This is a genomic window from Vreelandella nanhaiensis, assembly GCF_003990185.1.
Taxonomy (GTDB): domain Bacteria; phylum Pseudomonadota; class Gammaproteobacteria; order Pseudomonadales; family Halomonadaceae; genus Vreelandella; species Vreelandella nanhaiensis.
The window spans coordinates 75,845-95,216 of sequence record NZ_RZHF01000004.1 but is presented as its reverse complement, the minus strand read 5'-3'; the positions used below and the strand labels follow the sequence as shown (position 1 = coordinate 95,216).

The window sequence follows — 19,372 nt, the reverse complement described above, 5'->3', positions numbered from 1 at the left end:
CTACCCTATAGGAAGCAACTGGTATAGCTGTCATCACTAAATATCATTAAAAGTTATGGTTAACCAAGGGTAAAAAACATTCAGCAAGACTTGCAGAATTGCTTCTTCAAGGCAAAAAATCTGGAAAGAAAAAAGGAACGTTTGCTTGCTATGTTTTTGCATTTTTACATACAATCAGAAATGTTTGTTGGCGCTTGTTCCAGGCGCTAACGCCCTTTGCCCTCTCTACTCAAGGAACGAGCAATGCATAACCCTTGCCTGCTACGCTGGCGCCAGTTTTTTCTCATGGCCGCATTAAGCCTATTACCTTTATTGGCAAGTGCAGATAACAACGTTCTTTCCATCAAACATGAAAACGATGGTATGGCTAGCAGTGATGATGGCCATTTCACCAGTGGTTTCGAGATTAACTGGGCGTTTAAACCCAGTCCTGAAAACTGGACGCAGCGTTTGGCAACGTCGTTGCCCGATAGCGTGATCGGTCAGGCAGACTCGGTGGCCTTTCGGCTGATGCATCAGATTTATACACCGGACAACATTCAGCGCCCCGAGCTGATTGAAGATGACCGTCCCTATGCGGGCCTAGTGTATGTAGGCATGTCGCTTTATGAGGATGTTCCGGTAGGTAATAGCTGGCAGCAGGCAACCGACCTGCACCTGGACGTTGGCCTGGTAGGCCCTTCATCGCTTGCCGATAGCATTCAGCGTGAAGTGCACCATATCACCAATAGTGACCGGCCTCGTGGCTGGGGCAACCAGTTAAGCGACGAGCCGCTGCTTAACATGACCATGCGTCGTCAATGGTGGCATAACGTGCCTTTCGCCGGTAAGCGACTGGCTCATGGCCCTGGCGTCAGCGTTGCGCTGGGTAATCTCAATACCTACGCAAGCGCGGGTTATGGCGTGCGCTGGGGCGACGAGGCTAGTGGTATCCCAACGCTCACGCCTAACCCGGGTAACCGTGGCCGTATGATAAGCACGACCGGCTGGCAGTGGTACTTATTTGCCAATGTCGAAGGCTATTATGTGGCGCACAACTTAACGCTGGATGGCAACGTGTTCTCCAATAGCCACTCGGTTGATCGCAAAGAGTGGGTAGGCGAAGCTGCCGCAGGTTTCGCACTTGCCTGGGATGAGTGGCAGGTGACGTACGCTGCGGTTCAGCGCACGCGTGAATTCGATGGGCAGGACAAGCAGGACAAGTACGGCGCCATCACGCTTTCAAGAAGCTTCTAGAGCCAGCCTGGCCGCGCAAGCCAGCGTGGCTACCGGCAACCCGGAGGAGTGCATGGCCAACCCCTATCCGCATACGCCTGACGGGCGCTATTTCATTGCTAAAAACCGCCTGTGGCGCTGCACCGATCCTCGTTTGAGCGAAGATGAGCGGCAAACCCATGTCAATGCGCTTATGGATGCCCGCCGTGCAGTGAAGCGTGCCAAAAACCAAGACAATGATGAAGCGTTGCGTAAAGCTCGTGAGCGTGTACAGGCCGCCAAAGAAGCGCTGGGCGAACGCGGGCCTGTATGGTGGGAGGATGGCGCGCCTGATGAAACTGGTAAGGCACCGCACAACAGTTCATATGCCGCCTGGTGGAAACAGCACGACGCCTGACCCGGCCAGATACTGGCGGACAGCTTGAATAGCCGCTAGTTTGTCAGTAGTAACAGGCTTTCACTCTTCGGCACACTGCGTGCCTGCGACAAGGACGTTATGGATTCTATATTTTTTAACGGTTGGGAAAATCTTTTTCGTACGCTCATTATTGGTTTGCTGGCATATGGCGTACTAGTGTTGTTTCTGCGCCTTTCAGGTAACCGGACGCTTTCCAAGATGAATGCGTTTGACCTTATCGTAACCGTGGCGCTTGGCTCAACGCTTGCGACAATCCTGCTTTCCAAGGACGTTGCCCTGGCCGAAGGCGCACTTGCACTGGGGCTGCTGATCTTTCTGCAGTTTGCGATAACCTGGCTAAGCGTACGCAAGCGCTGGGTAAAGCGCTTGGTGACCGGCGAGCCTTTAATGCTGCTTTATCGTGGTGAGTTTCTTACCAAAGCGCTGCGGGAGGCTCGCGTTACCCATGATGAAGTGCGTGCCGCAATCCGTAGCAATGGTCTTGGCTGTGTAAGCGAAGCGCATGCGGTTATTCTGGAAACCGATGGCTCATTAAGCGTGGTCAAAAAGGGTGATTCCCGTGCTGATTCGAGCCTTGAAGGGGTGCGTCAGCTAGACCGCTGAAGTAAGCGGCTAGCGTTCTTCCTTTTTAATCCAGTGCTGCGTACAGATCAAAAGCGGCCCCTCGGGGCCGCTTTTGTGTTTCTGCATTCTTAGCGGTGTCGCTAGATCTTGTCCTGGGTTTTATGCTCAAAATCGCTGGCATCGTGGCGTTCGTGCAACTGCTCGCTGGGTTCACCAAAGGTGCGGTTAACCATGCGGCCTCGCTTAACGGCCGGGCGAGTATCGATCTCTTCAGCCCAGCGCAGCACGTTCTTGTATGTATGAGCTTCCAGAAATTCAGCCGCTTCATAAATGCGATTGGTGACCAGCGCGCCATACCAAGGGTGGATAGCCATATCGGCGATGGAGTATTCATCGCCAGCCATATAGCGGTTGTTGGCTAGATGACGGTCCAACACATCCAGCTGGCGTTTCACTTCCATGGTGTAACGGTCTATAGGGTACTGGTACTTTTCAGGTGCGTAAGCATAGAAGTGACCAAAGCCGCCGCCCAGTATAGGGGCGCTACCCATTTGCCAGAAAAGCCAGGAAAGGCACTCGGTACGCTTGGCCGGGTCGCTTGGCAGGAAAGCGGAAAATTTTTCAGCCAGGTAGAGAAGAATGGCGCCAGATTCAAAAACACGCTGAGGCGGATTAGTGCTGTGATCCATCAGCGCGGGGATTTTGGAGTTAGGGTTTACATCCACAAAGCCACTACCGAACTGATCGCCTTCACCAATCTGGATTAAATAAGCATCGTATTCAGCTTCTTTGATGCCTTTTTCCAAAAGCTCCTCAAGCATAACGGTCACTTTTACACCGTTAGGAGTTCCCAGCGAGTAGAGCTGTAGCGGATGCTTGCCAACAGGCAGCGCTTTATCATGGGTTGGTCCTGCAACAGGGCGGTTAATGTTGGCAAACTTTCCGCCATTGCCGGGTTCCCATTTCCAAACGTGTGGTGGGGTATAGGACGTATCGCTCATCATTGCCTCGCTGTTTCGTTAGTGGGGTAATGCCTAAAAACCAGAGTGATCTCTCCTTTGGCATCATGGGTAATTCCTTACTAAGTGCTTTATGAGGGTAGTAAGAAACGAGTACAAGAGGGTATGTTATTAGCCGGTTAATAAAATAAATCTGTAAAGAAGCAAGGAGGCACAATGCAGGTAATTGGCGTGCTGGGCGGAATGAGCTGGGAATCAACGCAGAGCTATTACCGCGCTTTGAATGAAGGCGTAAAGCAGGCGCTAGGCGGCTTTCACTCAGCCAGGATCGTCATGTTCAGCGTGGATTTCGCAGAAATCGAAACCCTGCAGCAACAAGGCGACTGGGAGAAAGCTGGAAAGATACTCGCTGAAGCTGCCCTGGCGGTGGAGCGGGCCGGGGCTGATTTTTTACTCCTGGCCACCAACACCATGCATAAAGTGGCTCCGGCCATTGAGCAGGCCATTAGGATTCCATTGTTGCATATTGCCGATGCGACAGCCGAGCAGTTACAGAAGGATGGCATTACCCGCGTAGGCTTGCTGGGTACACGTTTCACCATGGAGCAGGATTTCTATAAGGCGCGTTTGCAGGATAAGTTCGGCATTGAGGTCATTGTCCCGGCTGAGGCCGAGCGGACGACCGTGCATCGCATTATTTTCGATGAGCTGTGTCAGGGAGAAGTAAACGACGATTCTCGTCAACGTTATCTTGAGGTCATTGATCATTTGCACGAGCAGGGTGCTCAGGCGGTTATCCTGGGCTGTACCGAGATCGCACTGCTGGTCGAGCAGTCGCATACGCACGTGAAGCTTTATGACACCACTGCCCTGCATGCAAGCAGGGCGGTCGCACGAGCGCTGGATAGTTAAATCAGACTCAAGCCAGCGTCAGCGTAACCTCAATGTTGCCACGCGTAGCGTTAGAGTAGGGGCAAACAACGTGAGCCTTGTCGACCAGATTCTGGGCGACGCTCTTTTCAAGACCCGGCAAGCTGATTGTAAGCTCGACTTCAATACCAAAACCGGTGGGAATGGCACCAATACCTACGCTACCTTCAATAGAGGCATCTTGGGGAAGTTTTACTTTCTCCTGGCTTGCAACATGCTTCAGGGCACCTAGAAAACAGGCAGAGTAGCCCGCCGCAAAGAGTTGCTCGGGGTTGGTGCCGTTGCCGCCTGCGCCGCCCAGCTCCTTGGGAGTGCTAAGTTTTACATCCAATGCGCCGTCAGAGGATTTGGCTTGGCCTTCACGGCCGCCAGTTGCGGTGGCATGGGCACGGTAAACAACTTTTTCGATAGACATAACAAGTTCCCTTTCCTGCTTTTGGTTGAAATACTGCTCTGGTTTTAATTTATTGCAGCTTATTTTTGCGCGCAATATAAATTTCGGTAAACTTTTTGCCGGTGCTTTTCAAAAATTATTTGTCTTTTTGCAAACTATTGCGTAGCTGCACGAGATCGTCTTTCAACTGAGTCAGGGTTTCTACCGATTTTTCACTGGCATTAATAATGCAACTCGGGATATGCCGTGCCTGCTCACGCAGTGCATGACCCTTATCGGTCAGGAATAGCTCCACAATGCGTTCATCCTGACGGCTGCGCTGGCGTACCAATAGCTGGTCAGCTTCAAGGCGTTTAAGTAAAGGTGTCAGCGAGCCTGGGTCAGTCAACAGGCGCTTGCTTAACATGCCTACTGTAATGCCATCCTGTTGCCATAACACCAGCATGGCCAAATATTGTGGATAGGTAAGCCCTAACTCCTTGAGAAGCGGTTTATAGATTTTTGTCATCGTTAACGAGGTGGAGTACAGCGCAAAACAGAGCTGGCGGTCCAGCTCCAGCTCACTGCAAGACTCAAATGCGGGCATATCGGCTCCGGAACGGGATGCGATGGGATAATGTAGCGCGCCATGCCCTCGCTTACCAGACCTATACGTTGGTCGTAAAATGATGGTTTTGCTTTGACACCGCTAAATCGGCTCGCTAGCCTCTTATTAGTATGTTACCGGTAACAATGTCGGCGTTTGTACGAGTACGTTAAATATCCAATCCTGCCACCTATCTGGCATTATGGCGATAAAGGTTTGAAACCTTGGGCGCATAGGCCGCATGTCTGGAGAAATTATCCAATGAATCCCGCTTCTTATCGTATTTTGGTCATGGGGGCATCGGGGTGTGGGAAGTCCTTGATTGGCAAACAGGTCGCATCCTCCCTGGGGGCTGTCTTTATTGACGGCGATGACTATCATCCTCCCGCTAACGTGGCCAAAATGGCCAGTGGTACGCCATTAAATGATGATGATCGTCAGGGGTGGCTTGAAACGCTGGCCGGGCTATTTGCAAAATATCGCCAGCAGGATAAAACCGTGATCATTGCCTGTTCAGGATTAAAATGGCGATACCGTGACTGCCTGCGCAAAGGCGACCCCGCGCTTAAAATTCTGTTTCTGGAAGGCAGCCGCGACCTGCTACGCGAACGTCTGGAAACGCGGGAAGGACACTTTTTTAAAGGCGAGAATATGCTGGCCAGCCAGTTAGCCGATCTGGAGTCGCCGGGAGACGATGAAGCCTTTACCGTCTCCATTGAACTTTCTCCCGAGGAGATTGTGAGCCGATTTACCGACACGCTTGGCAGCTTTTCAAATCGCGCGCCAGGCACTCCATTGCTATAGAGGCCGTAGCCGTTTGAAGAAAAAAAGACCCACGCTACAAGATATTGCTGACCAGGTGGGAGCCACCAAAATGACGGTCAGCCGCTGTCTAAGAGCACCGGAAACCGTTTCTGAAGGGTTGCGTGAGCGAATTTTCAGTGCGGCAGAAAAGGTAGGCTATATCCCCAACCGGGCCCCTGACTTGCTTTCCAGGGCGACCAGTCATTCCATTGGCGTACTGGTGCCCTCGTTGACCAACCAGGTATTTGCCGATGTCATCGTCGGGATTGAGGCATATGCCGAGCCCGCTGGCTACCATTTAATGCTTTCTCACTACGGCTATAGCCCGGAACTTGAAGAGCGTAGCCTGGCCTCGCTGCTTTCCTATAATGTGGATGGGATCATTCTTTCGGATCGTAATCACACCCAGCGCAGCCTACGTATGCTGGAAACAGCCGGCATTCCTGTTGTGGAAATCATGGACACCCACCGCCCTGCGCTACAGCAGGCGGTGGGCTACGATAATGTTAACGCCGCCTTTGATATGGTCAGTGAAATGATTCGCCACGGTCGGCGTCGGGTAATTTATCTGGGGGTGCGGTTGGATGAACGAACCCGGCAGCGTGAGCAGGGTTATTATCAAGCCATGGAAGCGCACGCCTTGACGCCGGTCGCGCTCCATAGCAGCCAGCGCTCCTCTTATAGCGTTGGGTCGGCGCTTTTAAAACAGATTTTAAGCGATCACCCTGAAGCAGACGGTATCTTTTGCACGAACGATGACGTGGCCGTAGGGGCGTACTTTGAATGTCAGCGCCAGGGAATCGATGTGCCTGGGCAAATGGCTATCGCCGGTTTCCATGGCCATGATGTCGGGCAGGCGATGACACCACGTCTGGCCAGCGTGATTACACCGCGCCAGGCGATTGGCGAGGCGGCAGCCAAAGCCTTGCTGGCCAGCATTCAGGGAGAAGTACCTGCTGGCAACGTTATTGATCTTGGGTATCGTATTGAAAGTGGCGGTACGCTTTAGCTTCCCAAACGAGGCTAGCGATAAGCGCGCTAACTGGCTAAAGTGGTCTATTTCGTTTGTGCCGAGGCTATCGTGAAGGTTGTTCAGCTCAATATTTACCCGGTTAAATCTTTAAAAGGCATCAGCCTTCAGCAAGGCGAGTTACTATCGACCGGGCTTGCCTGGGACCGCCGGTGGATGTTGGTTGATACCCGGCAGCGCTTTGTAACGCAGCGCCAGTTACCCGCCCTGGCAACGGTAGAGGTGGCGTTAACCGCCGATGCGCTAGTGCTCTCGCATCCCCACGTTGCGCCTATTTCCATACCGCTTAAAGAGCCTGAGGGCAACCTGCGTATCGTTCAGGTCTGGGAGGATCACTGTAAGGCCTGGCCTGAAAGCGAAGCGGTTTCCCGCTGGCTTGAAGACGCGCTCGGCGAGCAGGCGAAGGGGCTGACCCTGGTTCGTTTTGCTACCCAGTTTAAACGTTCGGTAGAAGATGCGTTTCTTGAAGGTGAAGAAGCCCATACGCATTTCTCCGATGGGTATCCTTTCCTGATTACTTCAACCGGCTCCTTGCAAGCGCTTAATGACGCTTTAAAAAAGAGTGGAAGCCAGCCAGTGCCGATGGACCGTTTTCGGCCCAGTATTGTGGTTGAGACGAATGACGCCTGGGCTGAAGATCACTGGAAAACGCTTCAGGCAAAAACAGGTGGCTTCACATTCACCCTGCGTAAGCCCTGCAAGCGCTGCAAGATTACCACGGTAGATCAACAAACCGCCGAAGTGCGCGAGCCCGCAGAACCGCTTAAAACCTTGATTAACCTAAAGACCCAACCCGCATTAAAAGGCGGCTATTTCGGTCAAAACGCGACCCTTCACATAGGGGAGGGGAGCACTATTCGTGTGGGGGACGCGTTGGTAGCGGTGAGCCGCGAGTCCTGAGTCGCAGTAGCTGGATGGCAATAGCGGTGCCCAGCAGTGTGATAATCATGCCAGCAATTACCTGAAGGCTCAGGGTTTCCCCAAGCAGCAGATAGCCCCACAAGAGTGCGCTCACAGGTACCAGAAAGGTAACGGTCGATGCGGCTGTGGCGCCAGCGCTGGCTAAAAGGCCAAAGTAGAGCAGGAAAGCAAGCGTAGTACTGAGTGTTGCAAGTGCCAATGCGTTGCTCCAGGCAAGCGAGCTAATCGGCTCGCTGGGCCATAGCCACACGCCGGGAATCAGAAGCATAAGGGCTGACATTGCACTGCTGCCCGCCGCCAGTACCCGAACTGGGAGATGGCTCAGGCGTGTTTTTGAGTAATTGCCTGCAATGCCGTAGCAAAACGTTGCCGCTAATACGGCAAGAATAAACCAGCCATCACCTCCCAAGGCAAAGTCCAGCCGATTGGCCGATAGAACATAGACGCCCAGCAAGGCAAGCGCCAATCCAATATATTGTTGACGCTGAACTGGCGTTGCAAAAAACAAGGCACCCAGTAACGCTGTGAAGATAGGCGTTGTCGCATTGATTAACGATGTAAAACCCGCCTCCAAGCGTGTAGTCGCGAGTGCTAGCAGGGAAAAGGGAAGAACGTGATTGACCAGCCCCAGAAACAGCAATGGCCCTTTGTGCTGCCAAATAAGGCGCAGATAGTGAAGGCTTAGCAGTAGCGGGACCAGCAATAGCGCACCGACCCCCATACGAATAAGCACCAGAGGAACAGCGCCAAACTCGGGCGCTGCGACGCGCATAAAAATAAACGATAGCCCCCACAGTGTAGAGAGCAGTATCAGGCGTAGCGCATCGGCTGCTGACATTGGATGTCCTTGGCAATTTATCTTTTACCCTTTCAGCCAGCATAAGGGGGATCGCGCAACGAGGAAAGCCAGCCGCCATTTTCAGATAATATCCCAGCTTGTTGAGGTAAAGCCGGTGAGGTGGGTTCGGCAGTCAGCTTAAAATCAGCTACGCTGAATAAGGCAGTCGGCTTGTTCAACAACAAGCGGCTCTTTAACCCAGTTGATCAGGTAGGAACCACATTGATCAAGCTGGCTGGTAGCTATCTGTACACAAGGAGTTCTCATGGATCGTAAAGCTAGCGCACGTTGGGAAGGTGGACTTAAAGACGGTCAAGGTACCGTTAAAACCGAGAGTGGCGTTCTGGATGCCCATTACTCGTTCAAAAAGCGTTTTGAAGATGAAAAAGGCACCAACCCGGAAGAGCTCATAGGTGCTGCACATGCCAGTTGCTTTTCAATGGCACTGTCAATGATTCTGGGTGACAAGGGTTATACTGCAAATTCCATTGAAACTAGCGCAAGCGTTACCCTGAAACAGGATTCTCAAGGGTTCAGTATTTCCAAAATTCATCTGGATGTAGTCGCTGAAATCGATGGCGCTGATGAGTCCAGCTTCCAAGAAGCCGCTGAAGCTGCCAAAGCCAACTGCCCGGTTTCAAAAGTGTTAAATGCCGATATCAGCATGACCGCTAAACTAAAAGGATAATGGTTTAGCAACTCAATAGCGCCACGTAATATTGCGTGGCGCTTTATTTTGGCTGGTTTAATTGGCTTATCTGACTATTAACTTGATTGCTAATATTGTATGTTGATACCTATATTAAGGAGGCATAAAAAAGCCTTGGCAAAAGCCAAGGCCTTTTGAGATTAACAATAACTGATTAGTTATTGGTATTCGTGTTATTAGTGGTGTTCGTGTCATTAGTGGTATTCATATCATTATTTTCGTCACGATCAAACTCGTCAGCCTCCTCAAGTGCATCTCTAGAAGCGTTAACGCGAATTTCGTAGTCGTTGTTGTCCTGGTTGTGAGTCAGTTCGAGTGAATCCCATTCAATGGCCACATCTTTCTCACCCATACCCAAGAAGCCGCCAACGCCGATGACAACAGCTTGAATCTGGCCATCTTCATTAATAATCAAATCATTAATGGTGCCGATGTTGTCATCATCTTCAACGGAGCTTTGAACATCGTTGCCCGTCAGTGAGCCAGCGTAAAAAGTACCTTCCGGAGCGGTGGTCAAGTAGGTCGCTTCAGCGGTAGTGGTCGCTGTAGCTGTGTTTTCCTCGGCTGATGCTGTACCTGCTGCCAGTACGAAAGCCGGAACCATCAGAGTACCCATAACAGCGGATTTGATCATTTTCATAACTTATGCTCCTTGCACTTGTATGTAGGTGTAACGTTTTACGTCGATACCTAATTCAATTAATAGCAGATGAAATATGATTGTTACTTAACCTTTAAACATGGGCTTACATGCCGGTTTAAAATTTAGTAACGCTTCTTCGTGATTAATATCACTCCCTGAAGCTTCAACCCTTACACAACATCCTGTCGTGCTTTCAACTGACTATTACTCCTAAATGTGTTACCACTTTCTAACTTTGTGCGAATAACTACGGGGATAGTTTCGCGGTCAAGCGCTGTTCTGCGCTGAGACACTTATTACTGTAGTTGCTGTGATCAGGTTTTCAATGTTTTTGCTGAAAAATTATTAATCCTTTTTCTATACAAGCAGATAGATATAAATAAATGCTAAGTATTGTTTAAATCGGCCTTGCCCAGCCGCTGTTATCTCGCAGGGTCCAGCACGCCGCCTAGCGAGGCATTGCGCCTGAACCAGCCGGCAATGCTGGCTCTTGAACGATGGGTTGGCAGCACTTCATGGGGAATCGTTTCCGAAAGAAAGCAGGCGAAAGTACCTGCTTCGGGAATCACCCGATCGATCTCATGATGGGGGGCGTCGGGATGATAGATCACCATTTCACCACCGCCATCGGCAGGCCAGTCAGGGTTCAAGTAACACACGGTAGAGACGACCCTGTTAGCACGGCCGCGAAAGCTGTCCAGATGGCGCTGATAAAAGGCTCCTGCAGGATAGTGGGCAAAATGCGCTTCGTACTCGAATAAGCCCAGAAAAAGTGCCTGGTTAAGTGACTGCTGGAGCTCGCTCATGGCGTTCAGGTAGTGGCGCTGGGCTTCGCTTTCACGATCCAGCCAGTGAATGGCATCACCGCGGATGTCCTTGCGCAGATGATGTTGGTGGCCACGTCCGATGCCCGCCTCTTCAAGCGCGTCGTGCTCTGCCATATGCAGGAGTTCATGGTGCAGAGCCTTGCAAAGTTCATGATCGATAACGTTCTGGCCTACATACCAGCCTTGCTCAACCAGGGCATCCACAATGGCCACTTGAGCGGTTGGGGTAAATACCGGTGAAGAAGAGGCGTTAAAAGCCATCATTTACGTATGCTCTTAGGTATTGCCTGAGTCGTATCAGGCTGTTGAGGAAGCCGACTTTTACGCTCCGGATAGTGCTGCAACGCCCCGGGAGGTTGCTGGAAAAGGTCGATAGACATGCCAAACCCTTCAGCCAGTAACTCGACGAGCATCATCGCTGAAAGGCCCCAGATGACATGACCATCCACATGGTAGCTGGGCACGTAATGGGCAACGCCGTCAACGGTAATGACATCGGTATGCGTACGCCGGTCTTCCAGAAAGTGGCTAAGCGGCACTTCAAAAATGGCGTCCAGTTCGCCGGGGTCGGCAACCAGCGGCAGGTCGGGCGGAATGATGCCCACCCAGGGCGTCACCCGCAGACCATGCAGTGAAATCACATCCGATAACCTGCCCAACGGCTCAACCAGTGCAGGTTCCAGTCCGATTTCTTCCTGGGCCTCACGTAGGGCCGTGGCGTAAAGATCTTTATCTTCCGGCTCACGCTTTCCGCCAGGAAAGGCCACCTGCCCGCTATGGGTGCTCAGGTGGCTCGCCCGGCGCGTAAACAAGAGCGTGGGCGAGACGCGGTCAACCACCGGGATCAGCACGGCGGCTTCTGACATCTTGAACTGATCCAGCCGTTTCGGGGAGAGCAGTTGCAGCTTTTGACGCAGATTCTCTAACATGGGGTATCCAATCACTTTGTCTCTTTTTACCCAGCCGTGGTAACGCGCGTCAAGCACGCGGTCATCTTGGCCTTAAGCCCTAGGAACACGCCATGAATTTTTGCAGCCAATGTGGTGAAAAAGTACGTTTTGCGATTCCTGAAGGCGACGACCGGCCACGTTATCTATGCGATGCCTGCAGCACCATTCATTATCAAAACCCGCGCATTGTTGCCGGTACCCTGCCAGTGAGTGGCACAAAAGTACTGCTTTGCAAGCGTGCCATTTCCCCGCGCAAAGGCTACTGGACACTGCCCGCCGGGTATATGGAAAATGCTGAAACCACTCAGCAGGCCGCCATTCGGGAAACCCGCGAAGAAGCCCACGCCGAGGTAACGCTAGGTGACCTTTATACCCTGATTGACCTGCCGCATATCAACCAGGTGTACATGATTTTTCGTGCAGAGCTTACGGGCGGCTTTAGCGCCGGGGTCGAAAGCCTGGAAGTGGCCCTGTTTGACGAACATGAAATTCCCTGGGATGCGCTGGCCTTTCCCACTATCGAGTGCACGCTGCGCCACTTCTATAACGACCGGCCACAAGGTCACTTCCCGCTTCGCACAAGTACCATCACTCCGGAAGACCGTGAACGCTATTTTGGAAGCGCTTAGAGACATTAAAGGTCGGCTAGCTGCCAAGCATCGTAAGCTACTTCTTCATAGGGGTGGGCAAGCTTTAGCGCCGCAATGGCGGTATGAATGTGGTCATCATCACATACAAGCTCCACCTTGATTTCTTCCACATGCTCAAGAGTGCCTACCTTGCCGATATGCGGGTCGGCCCCCTCAAGCGGGCGGAACTGACCGGTGCCACGGGTTTGAAAGCAGCAGGCCTCATAATTGCCCATGCGGCCAGCACCGGTTGCAAACACTGCTTCCTTAACGCTTTCGGCAGCATCGACAGGGACAAAAAACGTTAGCTTATACATGGCTCTCTCCTCTGAAAAAGGCACACTGACATAATAGTGGATAGTGCCTATTAGCGCTGGTGCATCAGGAAGAGCTGACTAGAGTGCATATTGATCACTCCATTTCAGCCTGCATGACGCTTGGCTGCACGCTAAAAGACCGCTTTGGGAGAATGGTTTGTAGTGTGGGTCTGCCGATACGCAGGCGCAGACAATGGACTTACTATCTGTGAATCGCCAAGGCGGAGTGTATCTACAGGCTGATTGAGCGCAGTGAGCCGTTAACCCTATCGCTGGTCGGTAGCGTTGTTCGGGATAACTCGGCCAGCCGAAGTTCTATCGGTTACTCAAGCGTTCATTGCTTTTCAACGCGACTTATCATGGTAGCGTTAGACGTCATGCTAAAAAGGTACTCACACGAGGTTATCGTGTTGTTAACCACGCATGGCTTATGAAATTGCATGAAATAACATAATTTTGAACCAAAAAAGCGGCCTAATACCATGCTTTGGTCTAAGTTAAGGGGGCATAACTTGACAAGGATGTGTACATACAATTAGGCAGACTTCAAGTCTAGCATACATACATGAATGTAACTATAATGCCATTCTTTATAAATGGCTTACTTGCAGTACCACCCTTCGTTGACACCTAGAGGCACTTCCATGCGACTGGCACACTGGGCAGTCAATGCCCCTTTACGACCCTTGCTATTGGCAGTTTTAACCGCGTCTGTTGTGCTGCCTGCCCAGGCGGCTGACCTTGTTACCATTACCCGCGATGCATTGAATAACAATGCCTCATTGAATTCTGCACGTGCCCAGTATTCCAGCGTGGAAGCTGCCAGGGATGTGGCACGCGGCGAGCTGTTGCCGCAGGTAAATGCGTCAGGCAACGTGGTACATCATGAGCAGTTTGAAAGCCAGTCGTCAGCCGGAGCCGGTACGAGGAGCGGTGCAGGCGTGGGGGCCGGTGGTGAGGATCGCTACAACAGCCTGTCGCTTACCTTGGAAGCCACTCAGATACTTTTTAACGAAGTAACGCGCCAGCAAGTAACCCAAACCGAGCGCCAGATTGACCAGCAGGTGTATTTGCTGGCGGCGACAGAGCAGCAATTACTAATTGATGTGGCGAGCGCTTATTTCGATATTTTGCGGGCCAACGAGGTGCTGGAAGCCAGGCAGGCTCAAGAGCGTGCCATTGGGCGTCAGTTAGAGCAGGCCAGCGAACAGTTTGAAGTGGGCTTGATTGCGATCACTGAAGTGGAGGAGGCGCGGGCAAGCTTTGACCAGTCGCGAGCGGATCGCATCGCGGCAGAGAGCAACCTTCAGGTTGCCTTTGAAGTGCTTGAGCAGTTGACCGGCCAGCGGTATGCCGATATCGACTCCCTGGGCGATATGCCCGTTGCCTTACCCTCGCCGACTGACCGTGACTACTGGGTTGAGCAGGCCATCGAGCGTAACCCGCAGGTACTTGCCCAGCAGGCAGGTATCGAGATTTCCCGTGTAGGTGTTGATATTGCCCGCGCTGGACGCCTGCCCACCTTCCAGGCTTTCGCCAACTACCAGCATGCCGATAACGATATCGATGCCGTTAGCGGGTATGACGCCTCAAGCCAGGTGGGTATATCTGCCAATCTGCCTATCTATACCGGCGGCAGTACCAGTGCCAGCATTCGTCAGGGCACCTATCAGCTGGAAAGTACCCAGTACGAGTTTGAATCACAGCGGCGTACCACCATTCAGCAGGTACGTTCGCTATATACCCAGGTAAGCAACAACGTCGAAACGGTTGAAGCGCGTCAGCAGGCCATCGTATCCACCCAGAGTGCACTTGAAGCCACTCGGGCGGGCTATGAAGTTGGTACTCGTAACATTGTTGATGTATTGAATGCCGAGCAGAACTACTACAACGCTATCGCCAACTATGCAGAAGCCCGTTATGACTATGTGGTGAACCTTCTCTCGCTGCGCCAGCAGTCCGGCCTGCTCGACGTGCCGGCCATTGAAGAAGTCAACGCTTGGCTAACCGGCGAGCAGGTCAGTTTTACCCTGCCCGACGGCGGTGAAAACAGTTATCAGCGTGCCATGGATATTGGGGCGCCGCCCACGCCTGGCATGTAACCGCCGTGAAAATAGAAGTATTGCAGCGTCGTTAGTCGACGTTTCGAGAATATCAAGGGAACCCAACGTATGAGAAAGGTGATTCACTCACGCCGAGCGAGTCTAGTCACGCTGATTGCCGCGCTAGCGTTAACCGCCTGTGGCCAGGAACAGCCTCAAGAGCAACAGGGCGGGCAGCAAGAAGCGCCGCCTCATAAGGTGGAAGTAGCGGAAGTCGCTCGTCAGGATATTCCGTTAAATAAATCCTATCCTTCGTTACTGCGTAGCGATAGCGAAGTGACGCTGGTGGCGCGGGTTAGCGGCTACCTGGAAGAGCGCCACTTCGAACCCGGTCAGATGGTTGAAGAAGGCGATGCGCTTTACACCATCGAGCCTGATCTCTATCAGGCAACGGTTAATCAGCGTGAAGCCGATTTACAGAGTGCGCGTGCTGAATTGTCCCGTGCTCAGCGTGATGCCCAGCGTTTTGAGCAGCTGCTCAACCAGAACTCGGTCAGCCGCCAGCAGTATGACCAGGCGCAGGCAGAGCAGCGTGTAGCGCAAGCTAACGTTGCTCAGGCTGAAGCCGCGCTGACCAGCGCCAATCTGGATCTTGGTTACGCCAACATGACGGCGCCGGTATCCGGCATGATCAGCTTGAGCCAGATCAACGTCGGCAATTTCGTCAACTCGGGAACAGAGCTTGCCACTATTACGCCGCTGGATCCGCTGGAAGTACGTTTTCAGTTGCCTCAGCGCGACGCCTTTGAGCTGCGCCGCCAGCTAAACGAGGCAGGTGACGCGTCTGAGATTACCGCACGGTTGAGCGTGCCAGGTCAGGGCGGCGGTAGTAGTGCCGAGCTTGAAGGTCGCCTGGATTTTCTGGGCTCTCGGGTGGATAGCGGCACCAGCACCGTGCAGGCCTCCGCCACCTTTGATAATCCTGACGGTGCCGTGCTGCCCGGTCAGTTTGTCCGGGTGAGCCTTGACGGATTAAGGCGTTTCAACGTATTTGCAGTGCCGGAAATCGCGGTGACTCAGGGCTTGATGGGCCCGCGTGTATTTGTGCTGGATGAAAACAACCAGGCGCGTGAGCGCACCGTGCAGCTGGGCGATGTGGCTGGCCCCTGGCAGATTATTGCTGACGGCCTTGAAGCAGGTGATCGCGTTATTGTAGGTGACCCCGCAGGCCTGGAGCCAGGTATGGCGATAGACCCTCAACCCTTTAACGGCAATGCTGGTGAAGTAGTGGAGCGCGTCGAAGAGGCGGAGGCACAAGAGCAGCAGGAGCAGGCTGAAGCCGCGTCAGAAATGACCGAAGGCGCTGGCCAGACGCCCCCAGGTGAAGGGGAAGAGGGTGCGCAATAATGAATGTCTCTAACTTCTTTATCAGTCGTCCGATTTTTGCCACGGTACTGGCGATTATCCTGACGCTGGTAGGTGCCATGGCCATGCGGATACTGCCTATTGAGCAGTATCCAAGCGTTGTGCCACCCACTGTTTCCGTACAGGCTCAGTTCCCGGGTGCCGATGCGGAAACTGTTGCGCAAACCGTCGCGGCGCCGCTTGCCGAGGCCATCAACGGTGTTGAGGACATGCTGTACATGACCTCCAACAGCGCGGATAACGGCCTCATGAGTCTGAGCGTGGCGTTCAACATTGGCACCGACGGTGATATCAACACCATCAACGTCAATAACCGTGTGCAGGGGGCCCTTTCCCAGTTGCCTGAGCAGGTGCAGTCCCAGGGCGTAACGGTTGAGTTGCGCTCTGACTCCATCCTGATGCTGATTGCCCTGACGTCTCCCAACGGCGACTACAACAACGTTTACATGCAGAACTATGCCACCCTTAACATTCTCGACGAACTGCGCCAGGTGCCGGGCGTGGGTAACGCCGAAGTGTTAGGCGGGGGCGAGTTCGCCATGCGTATCTGGATGGACCCGGACAAGCTGGCGCAGTATGACTTGACGCCCAGCGAAGTGGCCAGCGCCATTCGCGCGCAGAACACGGAAATCCCTGCAGGTAACCTGGCAGCAACGCCCCAGGGAGAGCCGCGCGCCTATACGTATACAATCACCGCCGGTGGCCGACTGTCGGATACCAACGATTTCCGTAATATCTATCTGCGCACCAACCCGGACGGGTCATCGTTGCGCCTTGAAGACGTAGCGCGTATCGAGTTGGGTGCCTCATTCTACGGTATTGATGCACGTCTGAATGGCGCCACCATGACGCCTATCATCATCAATCAGCAGCCGGGCGCCAACGCCCTGGCGACAGCGGATGCAGTGCGCGAGACCATGGCAGACCTTGCCAGCCGTTTCCCGCCGGGACTTGAGTATGTAACGCCTTACGATACCACCCAGTTCATCGATGCATCGGTAGAGACGGTATTTCATACCTTTATCGAAGCTTTCCTGATCGTTATCGTGATCCTGTTTATCTTCCTGCAGAACTGGCGTTTTACCGTTATTGCCATGTCCGTAGTCCCAGTCTCGGTCATCGGTACCTTTGCCGGGTTCTACCTGTTTGATTTCTCTATCAATCTGCTCACGCTATTTGCATTGGTGCTTTCGATAGGGATCGTGGTGGATGACGCGATACTGGTGGTAGAAAACGTTGAGCGTGTACTCAGCGAAGAAGACGATATTTCTGTTCACGACGCAACGATCCGCGCCATGAAAGAAGTGGGCGGGCCGGTTATTGCTACCTCTTTGATTATGGCCGCGGTCTTCGTGCCGGTGGCCTTCCTGGGTGGTTTTACCGGGCAGATTTATCAACAGTTTGCGATAACCGTAGCGATTTCGGTGGCCCTGTCAGCTTTAATGGCATTGACGTTTACTCCTGCGCTTTCGGCCATCTTCATCAAGCACAATCTACATCATTCGCGTCAGTCGGCATTTAAGCGTGCGATTACTACCCCGCTGCGTCTGTTTGACCGTCTATTTGCAGGTATTACTGCGGTCTATATGTGGTTTGTCGTCAAGCTGGTGCGCTTTTGGGTGCTGGCGCTAGCACTCACGATAGCTGTCGGGGCAGGTTCTTATTGGCTGTATGCCAATACGCCTTCAACGTTGGTGCCGGAAACCGATCAGGGGATCGTGCTGGTCAGCGTATCGCTGCCCGATGCTGCCTCGCTTGATCGTACCCAGAACTACATGGCAAAGCTCAGCTCTGCGATTCAGGATATCCCTGGAGTACAATACTCCTCAGCGATAGCGGGCTACGATATTCTGGCAAGTGCTGTGAATACGGCGCGCGGCATTATCTTCGTCAACATGGTGCCTTGGGGGGATCGTGACCTGACAGCCGATGGGCTGGTGGGACAGATCATGCAGCTGGGCGCGAGTATCGATGGCGGTTCGGCTATGGCGTTTAACGTCCCGCCCATCATGGGACTTTCCACTACCGGTGGTTTTACTGGCTATCTGCAGTCGTTTGACGGCGCTTCGCCCCGTGAGCTTTATGAAGCCTCACTGCAAATCATGGGCGCTGCTAACCAGCATCCGGCATTAAGCCAAGTATTTACTACCTTCAACGTTAATGTGCCGTCATTTAGAGCAGAAATCGACCAGCAGAAAGCCTTGAGTTATGGTGTGGCGCTGGAAAATATCAACTCGGCGCTCTCCAATACCTTTGGAAACGGATTTGTTAACTTCTTCAGCTATCAGAACCGTAACTTCCAGGTATACCTGCAAAACGAAGATGAATTCCGTAAAACGCCGGATGATGTAAGTAGCGTCTACGTGCGCGGTAGAAACGGCGAGCGTATACCGTTATCTGAATTCGTCACGTTGGAGCGCCAGGTCGGCCCCTCGGTAGTATCGCGGTTTGGAGTATATACCGGTGCGCAATTCCAGGGTGGCGCGGCGCCTGGCTACAGTTCGGCACAGGCCATTGAAGCCATGGACCAGGTCGTGATGGACACGCTAGGCCCCAACTGGGGAATGGGGTGGACCGGTACGGCTTACCAGGAAGCCAACCTGGGTAATACGGCCATGCTGGCTATCGTGTTCGGTATCATGATGGTCTTCCTTATTCTGGCTGCCCAGTACGAAAGCTGGTCACTGCCGCTTGCGGTACTGACCGCCACGCCCTTTGCCTTCCTGGGTGGTGTCGGGGGTATTGCTCTGCGCGGGCTGGATACCAGTGTGTACGTGCAAATCGGAATGCTGGTGGTCGTGGGCCTGGCGGCGAAGAACGCGATTCTGATCGTGGAATTTGCCGAACTCCAGCGTAAGGAGCAGGGCAAGTCGATCCGCGAGGCAGCCATTACCGCGGCGGAACTGCGCTTTAGGCCTATTGTCATGACATCGCTTGCGTTCATCTTTGGCACCTTGCCGCTGGCATTGGCGACGGGCGCCAGTGACGTCAGCAGCCACCATATTGGTACCACGGTTGCCGTAGGTATGGCGTCGGTTGCGATTCTGGGTAGTCTGTTTATTCCCAGTTTCTACGCCATGATTGCCACTGTCTCCGATTGGCTGTACCGAAAACGGCATCCTAATCGTGATAGCCAAAAGCCAGCACTGGAGCACGACCAGCAGTGATGAT

Annotated in this window: 20 protein-coding genes; 12 read left to right on the top strand and 8 right to left on the bottom strand. The window is 53.0% G+C overall.

What is annotated here, in order from left to right; translation table 11 throughout:
- Positions 1-243: 243 nt before the first annotated feature.
- From ELY38_RS00835 to ELY38_RS00825, 3 genes are all read left to right on the top strand, one after another.
- Positions 244-1,236 (top strand): lipid A deacylase LpxR family protein, encoded by a 993-nt coding sequence (locus ELY38_RS00835; RefSeq protein WP_127059632.1) that lies wholly within the window; start codon positions 244-246, stop codon positions 1,234-1,236.
- 52 nt (positions 1,237-1,288) lie between these two features.
- Positions 1,289-1,612, top strand: coding sequence for a hypothetical protein (locus ELY38_RS00830; RefSeq protein WP_127059631.1), 324 nt, complete (start codon positions 1,289-1,291; stop codon positions 1,610-1,612).
- A 99-nt stretch (positions 1,613-1,711) separates the two neighbouring features.
- Positions 1,712-2,236, top strand: a complete 525-nt coding sequence (locus ELY38_RS00825; protein WP_127059630.1) for a DUF421 domain-containing protein — start codon at positions 1,712-1,714, stop codon at positions 2,234-2,236.
- Positions 2,237-2,337: 101 nt separating this feature from the next.
- Here the strand turns inward: ELY38_RS00825 and yghU are convergent, their stop codons facing one another.
- Complete coding sequence (yghU, locus tag ELY38_RS00820; RefSeq protein WP_127059629.1) at positions 2,338-3,198, bottom strand: glutathione-dependent disulfide-bond oxidoreductase; 861 nt, start codon at positions 3,196-3,198, stop codon at positions 2,338-2,340.
- 174 nt (positions 3,199-3,372) lie between these two features.
- On the opposite strand from yghU, the gene ELY38_RS00815 reads away from it, so the two are divergent.
- Entirely contained in the window at positions 3,373-4,068 is a 696-nt protein-coding gene (locus tag ELY38_RS00815; protein WP_127059628.1) for an aspartate/glutamate racemase family protein, read from the top strand.
- Positions 4,069-4,075: 7 nt separating this feature from the next.
- On the opposite strand, the gene ELY38_RS00810 is transcribed toward ELY38_RS00815, so the two are convergent.
- Both ELY38_RS00810 and ELY38_RS00805 read right to left on the bottom strand, forming a co-directional pair.
- Entirely contained in the window at positions 4,076-4,501 is a 426-nt protein-coding gene (locus tag ELY38_RS00810; protein WP_127059627.1) for an organic hydroperoxide resistance protein, read from the bottom strand.
- 115 nt (positions 4,502-4,616) lie between these two features.
- Positions 4,617-5,066, bottom strand: a complete 450-nt coding sequence (locus ELY38_RS00805; RefSeq protein WP_127059626.1) for a MarR family winged helix-turn-helix transcriptional regulator — start codon at positions 5,064-5,066, stop codon at positions 4,617-4,619.
- Positions 5,067-5,327: 261 nt separating this feature from the next.
- Here ELY38_RS00805 and ELY38_RS00800 point away from each other — a divergent pair, with 261 nt between their 5' ends.
- The 3 genes from ELY38_RS00800 to ELY38_RS00790 all read left to right on the top strand — a co-directional run bounded on the left by ELY38_RS00800 (position 5,328) and on the right by ELY38_RS00790 (position 7,800).
- Positions 5,328-5,870 (top strand): gluconokinase, encoded by a 543-nt coding sequence (locus tag ELY38_RS00800; RefSeq protein ID WP_127059625.1) that lies wholly within the window; start codon positions 5,328-5,330, stop codon positions 5,868-5,870.
- 13 nt (positions 5,871-5,883) lie between these two features.
- Positions 5,884-6,879, top strand: a complete 996-nt coding sequence (gene gntR / locus ELY38_RS00795) for a gluconate operon transcriptional repressor GntR (RefSeq protein WP_127059624.1) — start codon at positions 5,884-5,886, stop codon at positions 6,877-6,879.
- Between the two features lie 72 nt (positions 6,880-6,951).
- A complete protein-coding gene (locus ELY38_RS00790; protein WP_127059623.1) occupies positions 6,952-7,800 on the top strand; it encodes an MOSC domain-containing protein in 849 nt (282 codons plus the stop codon).
- Here ELY38_RS00790 and ELY38_RS00785 read toward each other — a convergent pair.
- Positions 7,754-8,659, bottom strand: coding sequence for a DMT family transporter (locus ELY38_RS00785; protein ID WP_127059622.1), 906 nt, complete (start codon positions 8,657-8,659; stop codon positions 7,754-7,756). The two genes, ELY38_RS00790 and ELY38_RS00785, sit on opposite strands and share 47 nt — an antisense overlap.
- A 265-nt stretch (positions 8,660-8,924) precedes the next feature.
- Here ELY38_RS00785 and ELY38_RS00780 point away from each other — a divergent pair, with 265 nt between their 5' ends.
- Positions 8,925-9,347, top strand: coding sequence for an OsmC family protein (locus ELY38_RS00780; RefSeq protein ID WP_127059621.1), 423 nt, complete (start codon positions 8,925-8,927; stop codon positions 9,345-9,347).
- A gap of 175 nt (positions 9,348-9,522) precedes the next feature.
- Here ELY38_RS00780 and ELY38_RS00775 read toward each other — a convergent pair whose 3' ends face one another.
- The 3 genes from ELY38_RS00775 to ELY38_RS00765 form a co-directional block, all read right to left on the bottom strand.
- Positions 9,523-10,008 (bottom strand): PRC-barrel domain-containing protein, encoded by a 486-nt coding sequence (locus ELY38_RS00775; RefSeq protein ID WP_127059620.1) that lies wholly within the window; start codon positions 10,006-10,008, stop codon positions 9,523-9,525.
- Between the two features lie 425 nt (positions 10,009-10,433).
- Positions 10,434-11,102 (bottom strand): 2OG-Fe(II) oxygenase, encoded by a 669-nt coding sequence (locus ELY38_RS00770; RefSeq protein WP_127059619.1) that lies wholly within the window; start codon positions 11,100-11,102, stop codon positions 10,434-10,436.
- Entirely contained in the window at positions 11,099-11,767 is a 669-nt protein-coding gene (locus tag ELY38_RS00765; RefSeq protein WP_185858897.1) for a CoA pyrophosphatase, read from the bottom strand. The genes ELY38_RS00770 and ELY38_RS00765 overlap by 4 nt, the downstream gene beginning before the upstream one ends.
- A gap of 92 nt (positions 11,768-11,859) precedes the next feature.
- Between ELY38_RS00765 and ELY38_RS00760 the strand changes: the two genes are divergently transcribed.
- Positions 11,860-12,417, top strand: coding sequence for an NUDIX hydrolase (locus ELY38_RS00760; RefSeq protein WP_127059617.1), 558 nt, complete (start codon positions 11,860-11,862; stop codon positions 12,415-12,417).
- 5 nt (positions 12,418-12,422) lie between these two features.
- On the opposite strand, the gene ELY38_RS00755 is transcribed toward ELY38_RS00760, so the two are convergent.
- On the bottom strand, positions 12,423-12,734 hold the full coding sequence (locus ELY38_RS00755) for a YqfO family protein (RefSeq protein ID WP_127059616.1): 312 nt from the start codon (positions 12,732-12,734) through the stop codon (positions 12,423-12,425).
- A gap of 644 nt (positions 12,735-13,378) precedes the next feature.
- On the opposite strand from ELY38_RS00755, the gene ELY38_RS00750 reads away from it, so the two are divergent.
- From ELY38_RS00750 to ELY38_RS00740, 3 genes are all read left to right on the top strand, one after another.
- Positions 13,379-14,836: a TolC family outer membrane protein gene (locus ELY38_RS00750; RefSeq protein ID WP_127059615.1), complete on the top strand. Its 1,458-nt coding sequence runs from the start codon at positions 13,379-13,381 to the stop codon at positions 14,834-14,836.
- A 69-nt stretch (positions 14,837-14,905) separates the two neighbouring features.
- On the top strand, positions 14,906-16,183 hold the full coding sequence (locus ELY38_RS00745) for an efflux RND transporter periplasmic adaptor subunit (RefSeq protein WP_127059614.1): 1,278 nt from the start codon (positions 14,906-14,908) through the stop codon (positions 16,181-16,183).
- On the top strand, positions 16,183-19,368 hold the full coding sequence (locus tag ELY38_RS00740) for an efflux RND transporter permease subunit (protein WP_127059613.1): 3,186 nt from the start codon (positions 16,183-16,185) through the stop codon (positions 19,366-19,368). Before ELY38_RS00745 ends, ELY38_RS00740 begins: the two co-directional genes overlap by 1 nt.
- Positions 19,369-19,372 lie beyond the last annotated feature (4 nt).